The sequence below is a fragment of the Rossellomorea sp. ABR4_004 genome (genome assembly GCF_056159585.1).
This window is the reverse complement of the sequence record NZ_JBSWVM010000001.1, coordinates 760,366-782,010: the sequence shown is the minus strand read 5'-3', so window position 1 is coordinate 782,010 and position 21,645 is coordinate 760,366. Positions and strand designations below refer to the sequence as shown.

Annotated in this window: 24 protein-coding genes and 1 tRNA gene; 15 read left to right on the top strand and 10 right to left on the bottom strand. The window is 39.5% G+C overall.

The annotated features are described in order from the left end of the window. The first annotated feature begins 120 nt into the window (after window positions 1-120). Window positions 121-1,644 (top strand): rhomboid family intramembrane serine protease, encoded by a 1,524-nt coding sequence (locus ACXAF2_RS04340; RefSeq protein ID WP_475137528.1) that lies wholly within the window; start codon window positions 121-123, stop codon window positions 1,642-1,644. On the opposite strand, the gene ACXAF2_RS04335 is transcribed toward ACXAF2_RS04340, so the two are convergent. Then, complete coding sequence (locus ACXAF2_RS04335) at window positions 1,641-2,519, bottom strand: hypothetical protein (RefSeq protein WP_475137527.1); 879 nt, start codon at window positions 2,517-2,519, stop codon at window positions 1,641-1,643. The genes ACXAF2_RS04340 and ACXAF2_RS04335 overlap by 4 nt on opposite strands. Window positions 2,520-2,660: 141 nt before the next feature. Between ACXAF2_RS04335 and ACXAF2_RS04330 the strand changes: the two genes are divergently transcribed. The 7 genes from ACXAF2_RS04330 to ACXAF2_RS04300 all read left to right on the top strand — a co-directional run bounded on the left by ACXAF2_RS04330 (window position 2,661) and on the right by ACXAF2_RS04300 (window position 11,630). Further along, the gene (locus ACXAF2_RS04330) at window positions 2,661-4,121 is read left to right on the top strand and encodes a spore germination protein (protein ID WP_148969672.1); all 1,461 of its coding nucleotides are present in this window, start codon (window positions 2,661-2,663) and stop codon (window positions 4,119-4,121) included. 830 nt (window positions 4,122-4,951) lie between these two features. Beyond that, a complete protein-coding gene (locus ACXAF2_RS04325) occupies window positions 4,952-5,158 on the top strand; it encodes a YqgQ family protein (RefSeq protein ID WP_148969671.1) in 207 nt (68 codons plus the stop codon). 5 nt (window positions 5,159-5,163) lie between these two features. Then, window positions 5,164-6,132, top strand: coding sequence for an ROK family glucokinase (locus ACXAF2_RS04320; protein WP_475137526.1), 969 nt, complete (start codon window positions 5,164-5,166; stop codon window positions 6,130-6,132). A gap of 360 nt (window positions 6,133-6,492) precedes the next feature. Further along, a complete protein-coding gene (locus tag ACXAF2_RS04315) occupies window positions 6,493-8,361 on the top strand; it encodes an LTA synthase family protein (protein ID WP_148995717.1) in 1,869 nt (622 codons plus the stop codon). A 101-nt stretch (window positions 8,362-8,462) separates the two neighbouring features. Next, window positions 8,463-9,656: a M14 family metallopeptidase gene (locus ACXAF2_RS04310; RefSeq protein ID WP_475137525.1), complete on the top strand. Its 1,194-nt coding sequence runs from the start codon at window positions 8,463-8,465 to the stop codon at window positions 9,654-9,656. A 556-nt stretch (window positions 9,657-10,212) separates the two neighbouring features. Further along, window positions 10,213-11,316: a YqgU-like beta propeller domain-containing protein gene (locus ACXAF2_RS04305; protein WP_475137524.1), complete on the top strand. Its 1,104-nt coding sequence runs from the start codon at window positions 10,213-10,215 to the stop codon at window positions 11,314-11,316. After that, on the top strand, window positions 11,316-11,630 hold the full coding sequence (locus tag ACXAF2_RS04300) for an MTH1187 family thiamine-binding protein (protein WP_475137523.1): 315 nt from the start codon (window positions 11,316-11,318) through the stop codon (window positions 11,628-11,630). The genes ACXAF2_RS04305 and ACXAF2_RS04300 overlap by 1 nt, the downstream gene beginning before the upstream one ends. A gap of 54 nt (window positions 11,631-11,684) precedes the next feature. Here the strand turns inward: ACXAF2_RS04300 and ACXAF2_RS04295 are convergent, their stop codons facing one another. Both ACXAF2_RS04295 and ACXAF2_RS04290 read right to left on the bottom strand, forming a co-directional pair. Beyond that, window positions 11,685-12,038: a winged helix-turn-helix transcriptional regulator gene (locus ACXAF2_RS04295; RefSeq protein ID WP_475137522.1), complete on the bottom strand. Its 354-nt coding sequence runs from the start codon at window positions 12,036-12,038 to the stop codon at window positions 11,685-11,687. Between the two features lie 713 nt (window positions 12,039-12,751). Then, window positions 12,752-12,925, bottom strand: coding sequence for a DUF2759 domain-containing protein (locus ACXAF2_RS04290; protein WP_397553398.1), 174 nt, complete (start codon window positions 12,923-12,925; stop codon window positions 12,752-12,754). Between the two features lie 195 nt (window positions 12,926-13,120). Between ACXAF2_RS04290 and ACXAF2_RS04285 the strand changes: the two genes are divergently transcribed. Then, window positions 13,121-13,756, top strand: coding sequence for an MBL fold metallo-hydrolase (locus tag ACXAF2_RS04285; RefSeq protein ID WP_475137521.1), 636 nt, complete (start codon window positions 13,121-13,123; stop codon window positions 13,754-13,756). Window positions 13,757-13,800: 44 nt separating this feature from the next. Here the strand turns inward: ACXAF2_RS04285 and ACXAF2_RS04280 are convergent, their stop codons facing one another. Continuing rightward, window positions 13,801-14,046, bottom strand: a complete 246-nt coding sequence (locus ACXAF2_RS04280) for a DUF2626 domain-containing protein (RefSeq protein ID WP_113970494.1) — start codon at window positions 14,044-14,046, stop codon at window positions 13,801-13,803. An 81-nt stretch (window positions 14,047-14,127) separates the two neighbouring features. Beyond that, complete coding sequence (locus ACXAF2_RS04275; protein WP_475137520.1) at window positions 14,128-14,826, bottom strand: helix-turn-helix transcriptional regulator; 699 nt, start codon at window positions 14,824-14,826, stop codon at window positions 14,128-14,130. A 218-nt stretch (window positions 14,827-15,044) separates the two neighbouring features. Here ACXAF2_RS04275 and ACXAF2_RS04270 point away from each other — a divergent pair, with 218 nt between their 5' ends. After that, the gene (locus ACXAF2_RS04270) at window positions 15,045-15,425 is read left to right on the top strand and encodes a Spx/MgsR family RNA polymerase-binding regulatory protein (protein WP_475137519.1); all 381 of its coding nucleotides are present in this window, start codon (window positions 15,045-15,047) and stop codon (window positions 15,423-15,425) included. Window positions 15,426-15,781: 356 nt separating this feature from the next. Here the strand turns inward: ACXAF2_RS04270 and ACXAF2_RS04265 are convergent. Continuing rightward, window positions 15,782-15,853, bottom strand: a tRNA-Gln gene (locus ACXAF2_RS04265). 79 nt (window positions 15,854-15,932) lie between these two features. Further along, window positions 15,933-16,571 (bottom strand): cupin domain-containing protein, encoded by a 639-nt coding sequence (locus ACXAF2_RS04260; RefSeq protein ID WP_475137518.1) that lies wholly within the window; start codon window positions 16,569-16,571, stop codon window positions 15,933-15,935. Window positions 16,572-16,805: 234 nt separating this feature from the next. On the opposite strand from ACXAF2_RS04260, the gene ACXAF2_RS04255 reads away from it, so the two are divergent. After that, window positions 16,806-17,264, top strand: coding sequence for an ATPase, T2SS/T4P/T4SS family (locus ACXAF2_RS04255; protein WP_475139096.1), 459 nt, complete (start codon window positions 16,806-16,808; stop codon window positions 17,262-17,264). Window positions 17,265-17,267: 3 nt separating this feature from the next. On the opposite strand, the gene ACXAF2_RS04250 is transcribed toward ACXAF2_RS04255, so the two are convergent. The 3 genes from ACXAF2_RS04250 to ACXAF2_RS04240 form a co-directional block, all read right to left on the bottom strand. Then, the gene (locus ACXAF2_RS04250; protein WP_475137517.1) at window positions 17,268-18,677 is read right to left on the bottom strand and encodes a recombinase family protein; all 1,410 of its coding nucleotides are present in this window, start codon (window positions 18,675-18,677) and stop codon (window positions 17,268-17,270) included. Between the two features lie 169 nt (window positions 18,678-18,846). Next, window positions 18,847-19,083: a helix-turn-helix domain-containing protein gene (locus ACXAF2_RS04245; protein WP_138777822.1), complete on the bottom strand. Its 237-nt coding sequence runs from the start codon at window positions 19,081-19,083 to the stop codon at window positions 18,847-18,849. A 104-nt stretch (window positions 19,084-19,187) separates the two neighbouring features. Then, window positions 19,188-20,180 carry a helix-turn-helix domain-containing protein gene (locus tag ACXAF2_RS04240; RefSeq protein ID WP_475137516.1) on the bottom strand — a complete coding sequence of 331 codons (993 nt, stop codon included), beginning with the start codon at window positions 20,178-20,180 and terminating at the stop codon, window positions 19,188-19,190. Between the two features lie 170 nt (window positions 20,181-20,350). Between ACXAF2_RS04240 and ACXAF2_RS04235 the strand changes: the two genes are divergently transcribed. From ACXAF2_RS04235 to ACXAF2_RS04220, 4 genes are all read left to right on the top strand, one after another. After that, window positions 20,351-20,614, top strand: a complete 264-nt coding sequence (locus ACXAF2_RS04235; protein WP_475137515.1) for a helix-turn-helix transcriptional regulator — start codon at window positions 20,351-20,353, stop codon at window positions 20,612-20,614. Window positions 20,615-20,633: 19 nt separating this feature from the next. Then, the gene (locus ACXAF2_RS04230; protein WP_475137514.1) at window positions 20,634-20,771 is read left to right on the top strand and encodes a hypothetical protein; all 138 of its coding nucleotides are present in this window, start codon (window positions 20,634-20,636) and stop codon (window positions 20,769-20,771) included. 453 nt (window positions 20,772-21,224) lie between these two features. Beyond that, window positions 21,225-21,395 carry a hypothetical protein gene (locus ACXAF2_RS04225; protein WP_475137513.1) on the top strand — a complete coding sequence of 57 codons (171 nt, stop codon included), beginning with the start codon at window positions 21,225-21,227 and terminating at the stop codon, window positions 21,393-21,395. A gap of 34 nt (window positions 21,396-21,429) precedes the next feature. After that, window positions 21,430-21,615, top strand: a complete 186-nt coding sequence (locus ACXAF2_RS04220) for a YqaI family protein (RefSeq protein ID WP_475137512.1) — start codon at window positions 21,430-21,432, stop codon at window positions 21,613-21,615. Window positions 21,616-21,645 lie beyond the last annotated feature (30 nt).

Here is a 21,645-nt window from a genome sequence, read left to right as displayed (position 1 = left end):
AGTCAAAAAGACTGTAAGGGGGGAAATCCCTCTTACAGTCTTTTTGTTTTACAGTTTAAGAAAAGGTTCGGTATAGTAGGGGGAGAATAGGATTCCTTAAAAAAGAAAGTAGTGGATGATGTGGATTTACGTTATCATTATTTGTTTTGGAAGATAGCTTACCATTTGGTTGAGAATAAACGCTATAGAATTCTTAATCTCTCACCCAATCAGGATGAAATATGGCTTGAGAACACCGGAGAGAAAGAAGCGAATGTCATTCGAATGGTCCTGAAAGATCTGGATTGGGGAAACTGGGTCAAGAGGGATATGGAATTGACGTCGGTGAATGGGGAGAAAATCAGAAAATCCCTTGGAAAAAGGCAGCTTCAAATGAAGAATATCTATGTCTCTACTTATCCGCCTGTAGATGCAAATCCGGATTTATTCCAGGAATCCCTGAACTATCAAAAGACATCCGTTCAGCCACTTCTTCTTCATGGTGATCACAGTATAGAAACGCTTAGGAATGACCCATTTTTCAATGAAGGGGAATGGGAGCTCCCCCCTGAAGTATTGGATGCCAATGTAGAGTGGATTAAAAGCATGACCATGACTTCTTCTTCCAAACAGATACAAAAGGAAAGGCAGCTGTTTGAAAAAGGAAAGCCGCTTTTTACCTATTTCTTCATTGCACTCCAATTGATCATGTTCTTAATTCTTGAACTAAATGGTGGAAGCAAGGACCCACAAACACTGATTGAGTTCGGTGCGAAGTACAACCCCCTCATGATTGAAGGGGAGTGGTGGCGCCTTGTAACCCCGATCTTTCTCCATATAGGAATACTTCATTTACTTATGAACACACTTGCACTATTTTATTTGGGAATGGCAGTGGAGAAAATGTTCGGACGTCTCAGATTCATCTTCATTTATATGCTATCGGGAATCACGGGATCTCTGGCCAGCTTCCTTTTCACTTCCAATCTCTCTGCAGGAGCCAGTGGAGCAATCTTCGGCTGTTTCGGTGCACTGCTGTATTTCGGTGTATTATATCCGAAGGTTTTCTTTAGAACGATCGGTACCAATATTATTGCGGTCATCCTGTTGAATTTAGTCCTGGGGTTTACTATCCCGGGAATTGATAATGCCGGCCATATCGGAGGGTTGGTGGGAGGTTTTCTAGCAGCAGGAATTGTCAGCTTGCCGAATAGTCACCGCCCACTGCGTCAATTGCTTTTTCTGGTGGGAAGTATCCTGCTTGTTGGAGTTCTTGTATCGAGGGGTATTGGTGCAGATCCAACCTCTTGGGACGTTAATACCGTGAATGGCGTGGCTCAAGAAAAGATTTCCAATCAACAGTGGGAGGAAGCGGAAACGATCCTTCTCCCGGTGGTTGAAGAAGGAGCGCCAAATGCACAGACATATTTCTACTTATCATACGCTGAAATCAAGCTGAACAAATTAGCACTAGCAAAAGATCATTTGAGAGCTGCGATCGAAGAAAATGGTGAGTTTCATGAAGCTCACTACAATCTTGCGTTAATTCTCATCGACTCAGGTGACAGAAAGGAAGCTCTTGTTCATGCAAAAAAAGCCTATGAATTAAATAGGCAGGATGAAAATTATGAAAAACTTTATAAAGAGTTACAGGAGAGCACTTAAATGGAAATCTGTTGTTTAAGTAAAGAAGCTTCTCCGTTTTTATCAATCAGTAACACGAGAACTTCCTTTCGATCTTTTTTCACTAATATAAGTGGGATGGCACTGTCTATCGACTCAATGACAGAGCCGTCCTCTTTTTTAATTCCTAAATAATAGTTTTTATAAAGTCCTTCCCATAGGTTTCCTATTACACGTTCCCATTCTTGCTCCGTGAATCCTTCCAAAGGTTGATTTTCTAATGTAGGGAGTTGAGTTAACGGAAAGGATGTATAGTCTTCCATAGGGATTTGCATGGAAGCAATTGCCTTTTCCCAAAGATAGTCTAGTTGTTGAGAGGTCACTTTGTCCAGTATCTTCTTCCATTCTATTTCTGCATCTGTACCGGGTTGTCGGAAGGCGTTTAAAGGGCTGAAATTAGAGTCAATTACGTACAATGTATCTTCAGACATTTTCTGGGCACTCGTAAAATCTGTTTCCGTTTCATGAATTTCAGAATAATGGAAAGACACAGCTTGAAGGAGGCTGCTTTCTTTTCCCTTTATGGTTGACTCCTCAACAATTTGATCGGTGTCCTGTTCCCATTCGTTCATGAGCCCTTTTAGTCTTCCGTTCATAAATAAAAAGCCGACATCCTGACGTAAATAGGCAGGTGTATCAAGCTTTGAAGATACCTTCCAGTTTACCTCATAATGATCATTTTTCTTCTCGGGTTGAAGCATCAGAATGGTAGTGGCAGATTCATAGGAAACATGTTCATTTATCGGGAAAAAAATAATGCTTTCCTCCGTTTGGGGCTTGTAAACAAATTGAATCCCAAGAGCAACAATGCACATGATGACAAGAAAGGGCATGGCTTCTTTTAGTCGTTGTTTCATTTCGTTCACTCCAGTAGTATGTCCATTTAGTAAATAGTATGAAGCTCATGATATCAATATGATAGGATGTATGTTTTCTAGCTGCTTTGTCTAGGATGGTAAAGATGGAAATTCATGTAAAGGTATTGGGAGTGAAGGCTAATGACAAATCAAAAGAAAAAGCCTGTGTCTACTCAGATTGAAGAAAACACCAATTATCTAAGGGATACCTTAGCAGTAGACAAAAGCTTTGATGTCATTCAATTGGATTTGGAGTATGCTGAGAGAAAAATGGCGATGTTTTTAGTGGATGGCTTTGTTAAAGATGATATTATGCATTATCTGATGAAGCTTTTGTCGGGACTTAGTCCTGAACAATTAGAAGAAGATACGTTAGAAAAATTATTGAAGACGTACATTCCTTACATAGAGATCGAGCAAGTGGATGATCTGAACCAAGTGATTGATTTAGTATTGGCAGGTCCGACAGCCCTTGTGGTGGATGGTATTGACAAGGTCATTATGATTGATGCAAGAACGTATCCAGTCAGAGGACCTCAGGAACCCGATATCGAACGGGTGGTGAGAGGTTCAAGGGACGGGTATGTCGAGACGATAGTGTTTAATACCGCTTTGACAAGAAGGAGAGTTCGTGATCCTTCGCTTCGAATGGAATATATGCAAATTGGGAGAAGATCCAAAACCGATATAGTCGTCAGCTATATAGAAGATATTGCCGATCCAAATTTGGTCCATAAAATCAAAGATGCCCTATCGAAGATCGACACAGATGGACTTCCCATGGGAGAGAAGACACTGGAAGAGTTTATTGCCGGGCGCCACTGGAATCCATATCCCATGGTCCGTTATACGGAAAGGCCGGATACAGCTGCAGCACACTTATATGAAGGACACGTCATTATTATGGTGGACGGCTCACCGAGTGTCTTGATTACGCCGACAACTTTTTGGCATCACCTCCAGCATGCAGAGGAATATAGGAACAAGCCCTCAGTTGGAGCCTACTTGCGTTTTGTCAGATTTATCGCTGTGTGGTGTTCGATTTTCTTACTGCCGTTTTATTATTTATTTGCGATTCATCCCGAGCTATTGCCGGAAGCATTGAGTTATGTGGGGCCAAATGATGTAGGGGAAGTACCATTATTCCTTCAATTTTTAATCATTGAAGTCGGAATCGATATATTAAGGATGGCTGCCATTCATACCCCTTCTTCGTTAGCTACGGCTCTTGGTCTCGTTGCTGCGTTAATGATTGGTCAAGTGGCGGTGGAAGTTGGTCTCTTAATTAACGAAGTCATTCTTTACCTCGCCATTGCAGCAATCGGTACCTTTGCAACGCCAAGCTATGAGATGAGCTTAGCCAACCGGTTGGTCAGGATTTTCTTATTGATCTGCACTGCATTATTTGGAGTGTACGGATTTGTTGTGGGTATACTGCTATGGATTATTATGCTTTCAAGAATGAACTCCTTTGATATTCCCTATATGTGGCCATTCATTCCGTTTAACCTGAGAGCATTCCGCGACGTCTTCCTGCGTTCGCCAATGCCCTTAAAAAACAGACGACCACGATTCCTACACCCGAAAGATCCCGATCGTTAATATAAGTTGAAGAGATTTCCTTATTGAAGATTCCATTAAGGAGGTCTTTTTTTGTTTGTTAGATAGGCTATGCTCTGTTCATGAATTTTTTCTTGTATCAGTTTTTTGCGAACAAAAAATTGACCGTTCCTTTCCGCTCCAGGCACTTCCTTTCCGCGGGGAGGAAGTCGAGCCTCCTCGACGTTCCGTCTGTGGGGTCTCGACCTTTCCTCTATCTCCCGCAGGAGTCAAGTGCCTTCCGCTACAATCCACTCTGTGCTATTACATTCAAACTGCCTATAAATATAGATAAGAGATCACAAAAATAGCTCATATTGTAGAAAGTTTGTTCATAAAAAGAAACTTCCTACTAGAATACAAAAACACTACTACAAGGTGGGATTTAACCAGAAATGAAAACGCACATAAATAATGTGGTGGAACATTGGACGACTATTCTCTCGATTGCTAATCATGCCCCAGTGTTTTGAAAGTCGTAACCAAATTCTTAGAAAGGCTGTTATCATTTTAATTGTTTTTCTCACTATTAAACTCTGTTATGAAAAACTATTAAAGATGGTGAGGGGAACTGCGTAGACTCCTGCGGAAGTACGGGCGTGCCGAGACCCCGTTCGGCTAAGCTGAGGAGGCTTCGCCGCACGCTAGCTGCAAGCGGAGCAGTTCCCCTCACTATCCAGCACACTCTGGTTGACAGAGTCATATCTCCCTTTGTTATTTAACAACAACCTTCGTGAAAAGAACCTAGAAGGGATATTTGACAGCTGCGTATTGAGAAGAAAGGGATTTTCACTTATACTTTAATGTGAATGATAGAAAGCAGGGTGTATGTTATGAAAACGATTTATGATATCCAACAGTTATTAAAAAGTTATGGAACCATTATCTACGTTGGGCATCGTCTTTCCGACCTGCAACTAATGGAAGGCGAACTTATAGAACTTTATCAATCCCAGCTGATCGACACGCGGGATTTTCAAACAGCATTGTTTTTGTTGCGACATGAAATAGAAATTGAAAAAGAAAAACAGGACAGGTGATAAAGATGACAGAAAAATGGTTGGTCGGTGTAGATTTAGGAGGGACGACGACAAAAATTGCGTTCTTGAATAAATACGGTGAGCTCTTACATAAATGGGAAATCCCTACTGATAAATCAGAAAATGGTAAAAATATTATTGTAGATATTGCTAAAGCGATTGATAAGAAGCTTGAAGACCTGGATCAGTCAAAAGATAAGCTGGTCGGAATCGGAATGGGTGCGCCGGGACCTGTCGATATGGCGAAAGGGATTATTTACGAAGCCGTTAATTTAGGATGGGACAAAAATACGCCATTAAAAGATTTACTTGAAATGGAAACAGGATTATCAGCCGTTATTGACAATGATGCAAACTGCGCGGCACTGGGTGAAATGTGGAAAGGTGCAGGAGACGGAGCGAAGGATATTGTCTGTGTGACACTTGGAACAGGTGTTGGCGGGGGAGTCATAACAAATGGAGATATCGTGCACGGGGTGAAAGGTGCAGGTGGTGAAATCGGGCATATTACCGTTGTTCCTGAAGGTGGATTCCAGTGTAACTGTGGAAAGACAGGTTGTTTGGAAACGGTTGCTTCTGCGACTGGAGTCGTTCGTCTTGCAAATGAAAAACTGGATGCGACCACGAAAACGTCTGTCCTGCGTGAAATAAGAGAATCTCATGGAACAGTCAGTGCAAAGGATATTTTTGATGCAGCCAGAGAACATGATGAACTTGCCCTGGAAGTCATTGATCAATTATCCTTCTATTTAGGGTTGTCCCTCGCAAATTTAGGGAATGCACTGAATCCTGAAAAGATCGTCATTGGTGGAGGAGTATCCAAAGCGGGTGAGATCTTATTAACCCCTGTCGTGAAATATTTCAAGCAATTTTCATTCCCTACCGTCCGTACTTCAACAAACTTGAGTATTGCTACACTTGGAAATGACGCAGGTGTGATCGGTGCAGCCTGGTTAGTTAAGAATAAAATCTGATTAGATAAGTTGCATAATTATTTTTTAGAAAGAGCTTTCCTGTAAGGGAGGGTTCTTTTTTCTTGGATTCTACTAAAAGTCAAAACTGGTCTTTTTGGCATAGGGACGAAGGAACCGTTTTAATAAAATATAGTTATTTTGAAACTTTCAACGGTTTCAATCGTCTAATAGTATGGGTAAGAGAATAAGACTTAAATATTTATTGTACATGATCAATGTGAAATGGAGTTTGACGTTTTGTAAAAAAAGTATTAAGATAGGTCAAGGTTGCACGTCTGATTTTACCTGATTTTACCATTACAAATATTACATGAATTTGTTACATACGAATGAACCGTTTGTAGCAAGGAGGTTGATTAAATGAAATTAAAAAAGACACCAAAGGCTTCTCTTATTATCATCGCTGCATTGCTCCTTTGGGTTAAAACGTACATTGTCTATAAAACTAGTTTTGATATAAAGATAGAAAATACACTCCAAGAACTTATACTCTTCATCAATCCACTAAGTTTCTTACTATTTATCTTCGGAGTAGGATTACTTCTTAAGAAGGATAAGTCTCGCACCCGCTATATTATCGCTGCAAGCTTCGTCCTTTCGTTTATCCTTTACGGAAACGTTGTTTTCTATCGATTCTTTGATGACTTTTTGACACTCCCAGTCCTGTTTCAAACAAGCAATTTCTCTGATTTAGGTACAAGTGCCAGCGCAATTATGAGCTGGAAGGATTTGTTCTATTTTACAGATGTCATTGTGTTAATTCTGATCATCAAGTTAAAACCAACATGGTTCTCTCTGCAAAACTATAGCAGAGCCAATCGACGTGCGTATTTCCTGGTTGCCACGGCCCTTGTTTTCTTTAACCTTGGCTTGGCAGAATCGGAACGACCACAGCTGCTGACAAGAACGTTCGATCGTGAAATGTTAGTAAAGAATATTGGAACGTATAATTACCATGTGTATGATATTTTCTTACAATCAAAGTCTTCCGCTCAACGAGCAATGGCAGACGGCAGTGAATTAGCGGATATTGATAATTATGTTCGCGCAAGTTATATCGAACCTGATAAAGAAATGTTTGGTGTAGCAAAGGATAAGAACTTGATCATGGTATCACTTGAATCACTACAGAATTTTGTCATTAACAGCGAAATGAACGGTCAGGAAATTACACCTTTTCTGAATGACTTTATTGGAGAAAGCTATTACTTCGATAATTTCTACCATCAAACTCAGCAAGGGAAAACGTCAGACTCAGAGTTTTTACTCGATAATTCTCTTTACCCATTGAACAGGGGAGCAGTATTCTTCACTCATTCAGGAAATGAGTTTGAATCCATGACTGAAAAGCTAGGTGAAAATGGATACTATACAACCGCTATGCATGCTAACAATAAAAGCTTCTGGAATCGTGACATTATGTATGATTCCCTAGGATACGAACGTTTCTATTCTTTACCTGACTATGAGGTAACGGAAGAGAATTCTGTTAACTGGGGTATGAAGGATATTCCGTTCTTTGAGCAATCAGTTGAGCATATGAAAGAGATGCCTCAACCTTTCAGTACGAAGATGATCACACTGACGAACCACTATCCCTTCACATTAGATGAAGAAGATAAGCTTATCGATCCTTACACATCCAATGACGGTACGGTCAATCGTTATTTCCAAACTGTCCGTTACATGGATGAAGCTGTAAAGAACTTCATTACAGACTTAAAGGAGTCAGGTTTATATGAGAACTCTGTTATCGTGATGTACGGAGATCACTACGGCATTTCCGAAAATCATAATAAGGCCATGAGTCAATATCTTGGCAAGGAAGTTACACCAGTTGTAAGTACACAGCTTCAAGAGGTTCCTTTAATCATCCATGTTCCTGGACAGGAAGGGAAGACCATTTCTAAGGTTTCCGGGCAAATCGACTTAAAACCAACGATTATGCATCTGTTAGGAATCGATACCAAGGAAGATATCCAGTTTGGGTCTGATATATTCTCCAGTCAGCATGAAGATCTGGCCATTCTGCGTGACGGTCGATTCATCACAGAAGACTATGTTTTTGCAGGTGAAAAGTGCTGGAATAAAGAATCCGAAGAAACAACGGATATGAAATACTGTGAGCCTTACAAAGAGCGTGTAAATGAGGAGCTGGAATACTCCGATAAGATCATTAATGGAGACCTCCTTCGCTTTTATGGTGAAAATGAAGAAGATGATGAATAAGTAAGGAAGAGCTTGCGAAGAGATTCGCAAGCTTTTTTTGTCATGAATTATAGAACCATTCATACATGTAAATAAAGACGTATGTATAGGGAGGTTCCTTCATGAAAGTGAAAGTTCGTAGTGGCGATTCTCTTTGGTACTATAGCCAGTTGTTTTATATTCCAATCCAATTAATCATTGATTCGAACCCCTCTGTTGATCCGAATGGATTGAAGATTGGTACAGAGATAGAACTTCCTGGATTCAAAAAAGAAAGCCATACAATTAAAAGAGGCGATTCCTTTTGGACGCTTGCCGAACAGTGGAATATTGGAGTGGATTCCTTACTCCTGCTGAACGAAGGAGTTAATCCTAACCGTTTACAAATAGGGTCAAGCATTTTTCTGCCATCAAGAGTGGTATATCCGGTAGTCAATGGGAAACAAGCCTATAGCTCCGAAACATTCGAAGAAGATGTAAAAAAATTAAAAGAAATCTATCCGTTCATTAAGTTAAACTCGGTCGGCGAAAGTGTCCTTGGAAAAGATCTCATTGAAATGAGAGTCGGAACTGGAATGAAAAAGGTTCACATAGATGCTTCTTTTCATGCAAATGAATGGATTACCACTTCCATCTTAATGACGTTCATCAATGACTATTTAATATCGTTAACGAATGGAAATCTCATGAGAGGAATTCAAACCCTCCCTCTATATGAAGTCGTGACCATATCGTTTGTACCTATGGTTAATCCGGATGGAGTGGATCTCGTCTTGAATGGTCCGCCGAAAGACAAACGAAAAGAGTTGATCGAAATCAACCGGGGAAGTTCCGACTTTACAGGCTGGAAGGCAAATATAAGAGGAGTAGACCTGAATAACCAATTCCCTGCCAAGTGGGAGCTTGAAAAAGAAAGAAAGGAAGAAAAAGCTCCTGCTCCGAGAGATTTCCCAGGATATAAGCCTCTCTCAGAACCTGAAACAGTTGCTATGGCAAAACTGGCCAGACAGGAAAAGTTCGACCGGCTGCTTGCCCTCCACACTCAAGGGAAGGAATTCTATTGGGGCTATGAGGGTTTAGAGCCGCCGGAAGCTTCGAAGCTTGCAGAAGATTTTAACAGAGTAAGCGGATATGAATCTGTCAGATATATTGATAGTTACGCGGGTTACAAGGATTGGTTCATTAAAGAATTCAAGCAAGCAGGGTTTACGATAGAGCTAGGAAAAGGAATAAATCCTCTTCCCCTCTCTCAATTCAACGAAATTTACCAAGACATGCTCGGAATCTTCCTCGTATCCATCTACCGCTGGTACTAACAAAAGCGCAGGCGACTTGTTCAGCCCCGACAAGCATAAGATGAATTGGCCAGGAAGGCGTCCTTTGCCTTCTTGGCCAATTTAGCTTATGACCTCGAGGGGCTAGCCGCCGGAGCTGGACGAAACAAAAGCGCAGGCGGCTCGATCAGCCCCGACAAGCATAAGACGAACCTGCCGGGGAGGCGTTCTTTGCCTTCTTGGCAGGTTTGACTTATGTCCTCGAGGGGCTAGCCGCCGGAGCTGGATGAAACAAAAGTTCAGGTGGCTTGTTCAGCCCCGACAACACTGTATGAATTTCGACTTCATACAAAAAATGACTCGAAAAATCTTTTGACAGGTTCCATAAATAACTATTGTAGAAAGTGAAAATCAGGAGTAAAATAAATCATCATCCTATTTAAAGAATAACCGATCGTGGTGACCCAAATGGTGTGTGAGTGAACATCTGGTCATCACTTTTTTGAATTTTTGTAATGTTTTTTTAATAATTTTGAAACATTTTCTGCTTTGAAACGTACTAATTATCATGGAGTAAATTGAGGGAGGGAGAAGGATTTTGAATAAGAAAAAGGTAAGTGTTTTGCTGTTATTGCTATTAAGTATACTATGGCTGTCAGCTTGTCAATCCGAACAAACTCAAACTTCTTCCCCCGAGAAAGAGAAGACTGAAAACAAGGAAGTTGTTTCAGGAATTCTTGCTCAAGACAGTTTTGTAGAAAACATAGGCTGGCTTTCAGATTCAGAGATTCTATCCGTACAAAATGATGGTGATCTATCCTCTTTATATATATATAATCTCTATGATGGAAGCACTAAGAAGATCTATGATATTCCTTCGTCATTTGTGAGTGCAAGCATTTCACCCGATAAGAATAAAATACTCATCCACTCTGCACCAGCGTCTTATTCAGCCCGGGTGACGATTATAGACAGAGCAGGAGAGGTGCTATTTCAAGAAGACATCCCATCCTACGAACTGACTCATTCCTGGAACAAGTTTGATGACAATGCATTGCTTATGACTAGCTTCAGCGAAGATTGGAGCTTTCAAGTCTTTCATATTGATGTAGAAGAGGGAACAATGGACCCTATTGAAGTAGAGCAGCCATTTGTGCAATGGCAATCGAAATCTTCCATTCTTTTTCAAGATTGGAATACGGAAGAAATAAGCATTGAGGCTCCACTCATATCCCAGAATATTCAGGGTGGCGGGAAGGAAATGATCGTGGATACAAGCGTCCACTTCAATCAATTTAACAATTCTCTTTTATCTATCTTTCCTCGTGAAGAAGAAGGTCCTTTTTCGTATCAATTCATTACTTCAAATGGTGAGATTCAGTCAGAATTTACAGTAGATCTGTTAAGTCGTTATTCTGATTGGTTAATTCCTCATTATGATATGATAGAAGGGAAGGGGCAGTTGATTACTTTCGTGGCAAATGAACCAGGTTCCTTTGATACTTACTCTGGTACATTCTCATTAGAAAAATGGGACACGGTTTCAGGAAAAGACAGTGTTCTTTTTGAAGATCTTCCTTTGGAACCTATTCAGTGTTCACCAAATGGGAATTATTGTTTATATGGAAATCAACTTGAGAAAGTAATCGATATGACAAACCCAACCATCATTCAACTACTGAAAGAAGGGGCAGATTTATAATGGCAATCGTTGATGTTACAGTCATTCCAATCGGTACGGAATCACCAAGTGTAAGTTCCTATGTAGCGGACTTACATAGAATACTTAAAGAATATGAGGAAAAAGGGAAAATCCGTTTTCAACTAACTCCGATGAATACCATCATCGAGGGGGATCTTCCTGTTTTGTTTCAGGTCATACAAGACATTCATGAATCTCCTTTCCAACAGGGGATCAAACGGGTAGCAACAAATATTCGAATTGATGATCGCCGTGATAAGGAGACGACATTGGAAGGAAAGCTATCTTCTGTACAGCGTCGACTCGAACAATAAGCAACTAACAAGGGGTGAGTATCTTATAGATACTCACCCCATTAGTTTCCTGGACTATGCTTCCTCACTATCCACCAATACTTCGCTTTTGTCAGAATAGGTTTTCTCAATATGCTGTTCTCCCCATTCACATAACATATCTAAAGGTCCTTTTAACGACCATCCATACTCAGTTAATTCGTATTCTACTTTTGGGGGAACTTGATTGTAAATAATTCTATTGATGACTCCATCTGCTTCGAGCTCTCTTAGCTGCTGCGTCAGCATTTTCTGAGTGATTCCAGGCATTAGTTTCTTCAATTCACTTGTTCGTCGTTTGCTTTTAATCAAATGACAGAGAATCACAACTTTCCACTTGCCCCCGATGACTTCTAAGGAGGCCTCCACAGGTATATTATATTTTTTCACGGGTAAACCTCCGTTCCAGAACGATTATTTCCATATAGGATGGACTGCTACACTGGCTATTATCCTGATCGGCTAAATATATTTCCATTATAACGTACCCATTGTAAAGGTCTATAGGGTACTTTTTAGTGCCTACATAACTAATAATTTATTTATCATCAGTGGTAGTGTGAAAACATGGACCGTTCCTTTCCGCTTCAGGCACTTGCTTTCCGCGGGGAGGAAGTCGAGCCTCCTCGGGCTTTGCCCTGTGGGGTCTCGACCTTTCCTCTATCTCCCGCAGGAGTCAAGTGCCTTCCGCTACAATCCACTCTGAGCTACTATATTTTAACTTTATAATGATGGATAGACATTCACAAAAAAGCTCCTATTGTAGAAAGTTTTTTAGTGGTTTCCTCTTGTACTAGAAACTATTTTTATTTTCTATAGATTTTTTGTCCCGCTCTGTCACGAAGATTACTTATAAATGGTGAGGGGAACTGCGTAGACTCCTGCGGAAGTACGGGCGTGCCGAGACCCCGGAAGCGAAGCTGAGGAGGCTCGGCCGAACGTCCGCGGAAAGCGGAGCGGTTCCCCTCACCATTTAGCACACACTGTTTGACAGAGCGCTTGCAGATCTTATTTATAAAACCGAATGTTTACTAATAGAGCCAAAGTAAAAAAGCCGTCCGTTATGAAACGGATGGCTTTTTTATGATGATTCATTTGTTTAATTAATGCCCACCTGGGTAACCAGAGTGAAGGACAGTCATAATTGTAAACCAACCAAAAACACCTAATGTTGCCAGGGAGAAAAGAATTCCCATAGCGTTCTTGTTTTTGAAAGTGCTTACTACCGCAAACAAAGCTAATAATGTAACCAATGCTGTAATAATTACAAAGCCCATTTATATGACCCCTTTCATTAAGATGCGTTTTACTACCACCATATGTACATAAATGCACTCATTAACATTTTATATTTTTTTCCTCTGTTTGTCGAGGTCAAAAATTTGACACTTCTATGGCGCTCTTGCCACCATGTTTTTATGATGTGATAAGTTCTGCTACAATAATAGTATCACATTTGGAGGTGGATAACGTTGCAGTGGAAACAAATTCCTTTAGGTCCCTTACAAACCAACTGCTATATTCTATGGAACACAAAAAATGAATGCCTGATCGTGGATCCGGGTGGAGAAGGGGAGAAGCTGATTCAGTGGTTAGAGAATCATTCGTTAACCCCGTTAGCCATTCTCCTTACTCATGCCCATTTTGACCATATTGGAGCAGTTGATCAAGTTCGCGACAACTATAGCATACCAGTATATATTCACGAGAAAGAAGCTAAGTGGTTACTGGATCCTGCTCTAAACGGATCTCAATTATTCATGATGGGTGATCTGATCCGACTTAAGCCTGCTGATTACATATTAACAAATGAAAAACAACTGACCATTGGCGATTTTCAGCTAGAACTATTTGAAACGCCTGGTCATTCACCAGGTAGTATTTCTTATTATGTACAAGAAAGTGGAATCGTATTAGCAGGAGATACGTTATTTATGGGTAGTATCGGGCGATCCGATTTACCTGGAGGAAATCATAAAGAGCTCTTGGCGAGCATTCATGAAAAGTTGTTATCGCTGCCTGAGGCCACGACGGTCCTACCTGGTCACGGACCGGAAACATCGATCGAAGGAGAGATGGATTCCAATCCATTTTTAAATGGATTTTAATTCAAAAAAAAATTCCCTTTAGCCATAAGCTAAAGGGAATTTTTTTAGTGTCCTCCTGCACCCGGAGTCATCATAAAGGTCGTCCAATAGGTAAATCCAGCAAAGAACACTGTTAAGTAAGCACCAAAAATGTAAATATACATACGTTCGGACAGTTTTAAATAGCTAAGCATAATGAAGAATCCTGTTTGGCCTAAAAAGATTAATGATGTCGTGGTCATATCACCAAGATAGAACATTACAGCAAAAATACCAGTCCAAAATCCAAGAACTCTAAACATACGATCCATATGTAACCCTCCTTTGCACCCTAAGTCCATCATTCAATATTATAAATGAATACTACCATAAAAGTAAATATCCGTTTGCTTTTAGTTTGTGACGATTACGTGATATCTACACGTGGAACAGTCATTTATCATATTTTCTTCTTGTTTAAATTCTTCCACTGAGTATAGAGTTTCAAACATTCCTTTTAATAATGCATTGTGTAAACCACATATGAACACCGGTTCCAGCTGAGCATTCTCAAAAAAAGGGCAATGATCATAGTGGAACTTGATTTGATCTGAATCACTGATTGCCTCATCTAAAGTAAAGCCGATCGATTTGGCGATTTCTGATAATACATGCAGCTTTTCAGCATGAGTTAACCCAACTAAGGATAGGTTACGGCTTTCAAGGTAGTGGTCCACCAAACTTTTACCGTACTCATATCCTGTCTCCACCAGAACCCTAAAACCTTCTTCTCCCAGCTTGGCTAGTGAGGCAATGGTGAGGTCGCTAAGTAAACGGAAGTCTCGAGGAGGAAATGATAACTGGACGAGTTCTGCAGATGGAATATATCGTTTGCCTGGCCTGCCACCTTTGCCGGTCTTAACATATTCTGATTGCAACACTCCAATTTCCTCAAGCTTTGATAGGTGTAGACGGGCAACATTCGGATGAATATGAAACGTCTCGGCGATGTCTTGAACTGAAAGCTCATGTTTTCTCTCATTAATGTACAAATAAATGGAATACCGGGTCGGGTCTGAAAGTACGCTTGTAACCTTCAGTGTCATATCCATTAATAAAACACCTCAATATTGTAGTTAATAACTCTATTATAAGCCTCACGAAAAAGAATGGATATGAAGGGAAAGCCTATTATAGCTTGCTTCATTCATTGTTTATAAAAAGTTCACAAATCTCCAAGGGATATTACTATACAAATGTTATACAACTGATGTACAATATGTTTAATATATCGTAAACATGCAAGCTCAAATTTAAGGAGGTCATGAAAGTGAATAACCTGACATTTTTTACTTATCCAAGCTGTACCTCTTGCCGAAAAGCCAAAAAATGGCTAACTGCCCATTCCGTTGATTTTGATGAAAGACATCTATTCAGAGAGACACCTACCCATAGAGAGCTAATGGAGCTACTATCTCTCACCACCGATGGACTTGATGAAATATTGGCTACAAGAAGCCAAACCTTCAAAGACTTAGGCAAAGATGTGAACGATTTACCTCTATCAGAAGTGATCAAATTAATTATTGATGAGCCAAAACTTCTTCGCAGGCCTTTATTAACAGACGGTAAAAAGCTGGTGGTCGGATACAATCCAGAGGGTTTACAAAGCCTTGCGAACAAGAACAGATCGTTGAAGAAAAGCAGCTGAATGTAATAATAAAAAAGGTTTGATTGAAAACGGCAGGCACTTTTCACAAAGTGCCTGCCGTTTTCAATGTAGAAGTGGGGCTGAACGAGCCGCCTCCGCTTTTAGATTGTCCAGCTCCGGCGGCTAGTCCCTCGAGGTCACAACTGAGAAATCCCATAAGGCAAAGAACGCCTTTTGGGATTTCCCAGTTGTGCTTGTCGGGCCTGAACAAGCCGCCTCCGCTTTTAGATTGTCCAGCTCCGGCGGCTAGCCCCTCGAGGTCATAAGTCAAAGCTGCCAAAAAGGCAAAAAGCCGCCTTTTCAGCAGCTTCGCCTTATGCTTGTCGGGCCTGAACGAGCCGCCTCCGCTTTTCTAACTGGGCTAGCTGGATTCGAACCAACGCATGTCGCAGTCAAAGTGCGATGCCTTACCGCTTGGCTATAGCCCATTGTCGTCTTTACAAAATATAGTATGGTTGTATTTTGCCATTCTATTCATTCGTATTTTAAAAAAGTTCCTCCAGGTTTTTAAAAGGTTTTTGGAATGCACTGACGATAATAACAAGGGTTTGGCTGATATTGATAATGGTAAGGGGAATAGGCGAAATGGGATTGTCGTTGAGGTACATGCCTTTCTGGTTCTAAGCAGCCAGGACCGATGTAAGTACTTGGTTTCACTTTTTCTGTCGTTTTGATCCACTCGGATTCATCCATACAATAATTGTAAGCCATGACGCTTGAAGGGGTGAATTTTAAGATGTCAGAGCCCAATATCACCTCAGGGGTAGATGCATTAAATATGGCTAAAAGGTGAGTTTGATCTTTCGTTGCTTCTTCATAATGCCACCAGCCTTGTGGAACATTTGCCACCTGTCCAGGTGAAACACGGAAATTCAAGACTTCCTTAGTATATGGATTGAGCATGGAAACAACAGCTCCACCAGAAATGCAATAAACCAGTTCAGCTGCGTTCTGATGGTAGTGTGGTTCCACAAAATTATGTTTACTTAAATAGATATCAAGCAGGGAAGAGTTATCCAACGTATTCAACTGATTTACCCCTAAGATATTGATTAAATTTTGATTGTCTTTTTTAAACAAGGGATTTTTATTAACATCAAAAAAAAATTGAGCTTCCGGAGAGGTGTAATCCATGTATTTACTCATGGGATATTGTCACCACTTTCGATTTTATGATTTTTATTCTTTTTATGTATATGGGCGAGGGGGGAATGTGTGAATGACTGAATGACTGAATGACTGGGGTTGGGTTTAGTCGTGGAAGAAATGATTTCAATTATCCTTGAGTATGTGGCGAGAAAAATTCAAAAGAAAAAGAAGGATTTTGTAAGTTAATGTCGTATACCTTAAGTTAAGAAAACAGAAAGGTGGTGCACATGTATATTTCACTCAGTAGAATCCCTATCGGAAGTAATGATTGGAGAAGCTTTCGGCGTTGATGCGACAGATGTTCATGTCATACCGAGAACGAAAGATTACTTGATTCAGTTTAGAAAGCTCGGGGTATTAGTACCGTTTCAGACCATTGATTCGGATCAGGCAGAACGATTAATAGCCCATTTAAAGTTCATGGCTTCCATGGACATTGGAGAAAAACGAAAACCTCAAAGTGGCTCCTTCAGTCTTACCGTTCGAAGTACACCTCTATCACTCAGAATTTCTACCTTACCAACCACTCATTTAAAAGAAAGTCTCGTCATTCGAATACTCCCTAAAAAGTATCAAATACCAATCGATAAAATGTCCCTGTATCCTTCATCTGCAAAAAAATTACTCGCTCTACTTATGTATTCTCATGGCCTCATCATATTCACAGGTCCAACTGGTAACGTGACGTAAATACTAATAAAACAAAACATTAGAAATAACGATCAAATCCTTACCCTTAAGGTGTTTATCCGGTCTTTTTGGAGGCTGAGGGATTAAGTTGAATTCAATCTTTTTCATGAATCGTGATATGAATTCTTTTTTTTCATCGTTTGTGAGTAAAAAGAAAGTCTGATTAAAAGTGAACACTATGTCTTGAATTGCCTTTGTGTCTAACAACACAGGGGCTTTTATTTTTTTTAGTTTCTCTTTAATAAAGTTGTAGGATTCCATCGTTTCCTTCATACGTTCCTCAAACTCATTATCAGTAATTAAATCATTTGCCCATGCTTTCTGGAACTTTTCTCTTTTCTTCTCGATAATTTGCTGCTGCTTAATAAGGTCATCACGTTCATCGTCTTTGCTTTGTGGTGCTTCTATATCCGTAATTACTACATCCTTCATGTAATCCTTAAGAGCATCTAATACACGGTTCTCACCAATGGAGACCATCTTCAAACCTTTCTTCCAACATGCCTGGCACTTATACAGCGCACTTTGATAGGAGGTGTCATCTTTCTTTTTTTTCAAATATCGATTGACTGATAATGGCCGGTCACACTCCGGGCATGCCAAAATTCCTTGAAATAAATAAGTATTCTTCACTTCCCGGCGGTGGTGAACAGTACGATCGGCAAGAATGTCTTGAATCTTATTAAACTCCTGTTTAGATATCAATCCCTCATGAGTATCTTCAAACACCTTATCATTCCATCGGGTTGCACCGTAAATAGCTGGATTTCTGAAAATTCGAAGGACCCCTTGAGCATGCCATCTTCGGTGATCGTAACGAAGGTTCAAATGATCAGCTATTCTTTTTGCTGACATACCTGATTTCAATAAATCAATCATTTCTAATACGATTGGAGATTGTTCATTCTTTACCAGTTTTTCATCTTCAGATAAATCGAAACCAAATGGTACATTACCAACGCGCTCTCCATCGGATACTTTCTCTTCAAGTGCCATTTTGACACGCTCAGAGAGATTCTCACGCTCCCATTGAGCCAGTAAGGCAACCAAACCTATAAACATCCTACCCATAGCATTAGAGGTGTCATAGAGCTCTGTTGCAGATTTAAAGGCACACTGGTGCTTATCTAAAAAGTCGAGAAGGGTATAAAGGTCCATAACTGATCGAGTAAACCGGTCTAGTCTATATACCAGAATCGTTGCAATCGTTCCGGCCTTCACATGGTCCAGGAGTAATTGTAATTGTGGGCGGTCGGTATTCTTAGCTGATATCCCTTCATCCACATAGAACTTGTATTCAGTCCACCCCTGGGCGGCGCAGTATGCAGTCAGTCTTTCTCTTTGTGCAGCGATTGAATATCCTTCTTTAGCTTGCTCTTGTGTACTTACTCTTATATAAATTCCTACAGTCATGATAAAACCTCCCTAGTTTGTGTTAATTGTTACTTTTATGTAAAAAAGCGGTAGATAAAAGGGTATAGCAAGTTTATAATTAAAAACACGTTCGTATTTGTTGCGAACATGCACTTGGCGGTCGGGACGGTGCAAAGAAATCTTCCCGTCCTATCCTCTGGCAGACTTATTAGTGGTCTTTTTTCCACTCATACAGATCTTCCATGTAACACCCAAAAACAGCAGCTATATTTTTTAGATTTTTCAAATCAGGCCTACTCACTTCTTGCTCATATTTTGAGATGTTAGAACGATCAACACCTGATTTGTTTGCTAAGTCACTTTGGGTCATATCGAACTGTAGTCGCCAGTCACGGATTTTACACCGACCGACCGTATACAACCTTATCACCACCTTACAAAACATAAAATGGGGGATAAACACTATGAAAAACCTTTCAACAAACACCTTACATAAGATGATTAAATTAATCGCAAAAAGCGAAAACTTGAAAGAAAATAAAAACCACTCTAAGGTTCAAAAATAACTTTTACTACTTTACCTATAATTCTTGAAGTTTTTTTGAAAGGGATAGGTGCGTATTTTTCGTTTGTAGAAACAAGCCATACTGACCCATCTTCATATTTCTTTACTTTTTTGAGAGTGGCATCTTCGCCATTCACATTGATAACAGCAATTTCACCGTTTTCCACTTCAGGTTGCATCTTTACTAATACCTTATCTCCAGGATATATTCGGCTCCCTCTCATTGAGTCACCTTTGACGATTAACATAAAATGATCTTTATTAAATTCTCCTGGTACCTCTTCATAATCAATAATATGTTCATCTGCAAATATAGGTTGACCAGCTGCAATATAACCTAATATAGGTACTCTTACACTGCTCTCAGTTAGTTCAACATCATTCTTTGTATAATAATTTTCTTTGCTTTCAGCTTTATAAAAATTTTCATTTTGAGGTTGATAAATTGAACTAATATTTACATCTTTTTTTAACAGTAAAAGAAACTCTAATTTTTCTTGAAAAGTTAAGTTGTTAAATAACTCTTCCCAAAAACTTCTCTTTTTCATATTTTCTTCGCTAAAATACTCTTGTAAATTTGAATCCATTCCAGATACATTGCCTAGAAATGAATCTCTGAATGCCTTGATTACTTCTCCATTATCAGATATACCGTTGAAAAATTGTTCAAATGCATATTTAAATACTTCTTCTATATCCTCTAATTTCAATAACTCTAAAGCTTCATCGTTAATATCTTCTGTAATATAACCAGCCATTCTCATCAATTCTGTATATGTAACACCAAGATGCGGAGCTAACTTCTTAATAATCTCTGGAGATGGTTTACCTCGTTTGCCGTTTTCTAATTGAGATAAGTATGCATTGGAAACACTAGATAGAGATTCAAGTTCTCTAATCTTCAATCCTTTGTTCTGTCTCAGTTCTTTTAACTTTTCTCCAAACTTCTTTTCATCAAATACTTCTATACTACTCACTAAATTCTCACCTCACTGAAAACATTATAACGTAATGAATTAACTATTGTTAGCATTATGAACAAAAAATTATAAAATTATGCTTGCATTTGTAAATTAGTGGTGGTAAATTGATTACAGAAGCAAGATAACAATTGCAAGCAACGGATTGAAAGGAGGTTTCAACATCATTGAAAGTTAAATTGAAAGATCCACACGAGTTACGGAAATTGATTTTACAGAACGGCCATTCACAAAGATCTTTCGCTGAACACATAAAGATTTCTAATCCTTACTTAAGCCAAATAGTAAATGAAGAAAGGTTCTGTAGTGGAAAGATTGCTAAGCAAATATCAGATGGATTAGGAGTAAATTTTGCAGATATTTTTTTTATCGAAGATGCTTGCAATTGTAATCAAGAAGATTCACCAGTTAGGAACTCGATAACTTACTAACATTTGGATGGTGACATAAATGGGGGAAAAACTTAAAGAAAACGTAACACCACCAAGAATAAGCAAAGAAACGATGAAAGAAATGGCAGCGTTTTTTGCAAGAACTTCAATTCCTAGAATTATTGAAAATATGGAAGCTGAGGAGAAGAATAAGTGATCAAATTCGATGACCTTCCACAAAAGAACCAGATGGAAATTATCCAGTTACTATTGTCTCTAAGTGATTTAGAAGTCGTGAATATTGAGGAGGATGAAAGATGAATAATGAGATCGTTCACCGTATTCATTATTACACCAGGAAAGTGGCCGAACGTAGTTCATTTAATCGATCAGAGAAGTTGCCCAGATGGTACACATCTCGCCACCAACGGCTAATGAAATATAAGAAGCTAATGCATGACCAAATCAATATAACAGGTTTAAGTTTAAAAAACTGAGCTGGAAGCAGCTCCTTCTTTTTCGACATCGTTGCGAAAAATGTTGTCGAAGATAAGTGAAACGTAAGTGAATTAGTAGTTTCCAAAATTAGTTGTCGAACGATGAAATTGATAACCAGTTCAGAAGTATAAGTGGTTCATAACCAAATAAGAAGCAGAGGAGATTGATTAGTATGAACGGCGTGTTTACCGCAAGCAGAATGATGAAAGCGAGTAAGGTCCTTCAGATGTGTAGGGAAGCAAAAAAGAATCCGGCATTACTTATCGCTGTGGAATTAGAAGCGAAAGAAAAGTTATTCAAAATGAAAATAGCAACTAAACCCCACAACGTTCAATCAGCTTAATCGGCAGCTGAAACCTTGAAAGGGGGTGAGAAGAGTGAAGGAGCTTAAAGATTGCAATGTGAACTTTGAAAATGATCATCCAGTAGAGGACATTATGGGAGATGAGATTCAGGTAGACGATGTGTATTACAAGATTGGTAACGATATCGTTCTTGAAGAAAATCTAAAAGTGTATTTGATTAGTAACCATAAAGTCGAATGTTACCAGGCACAAAAATAGACCCGTGCGCCAACACGAGTCACTAAAAAT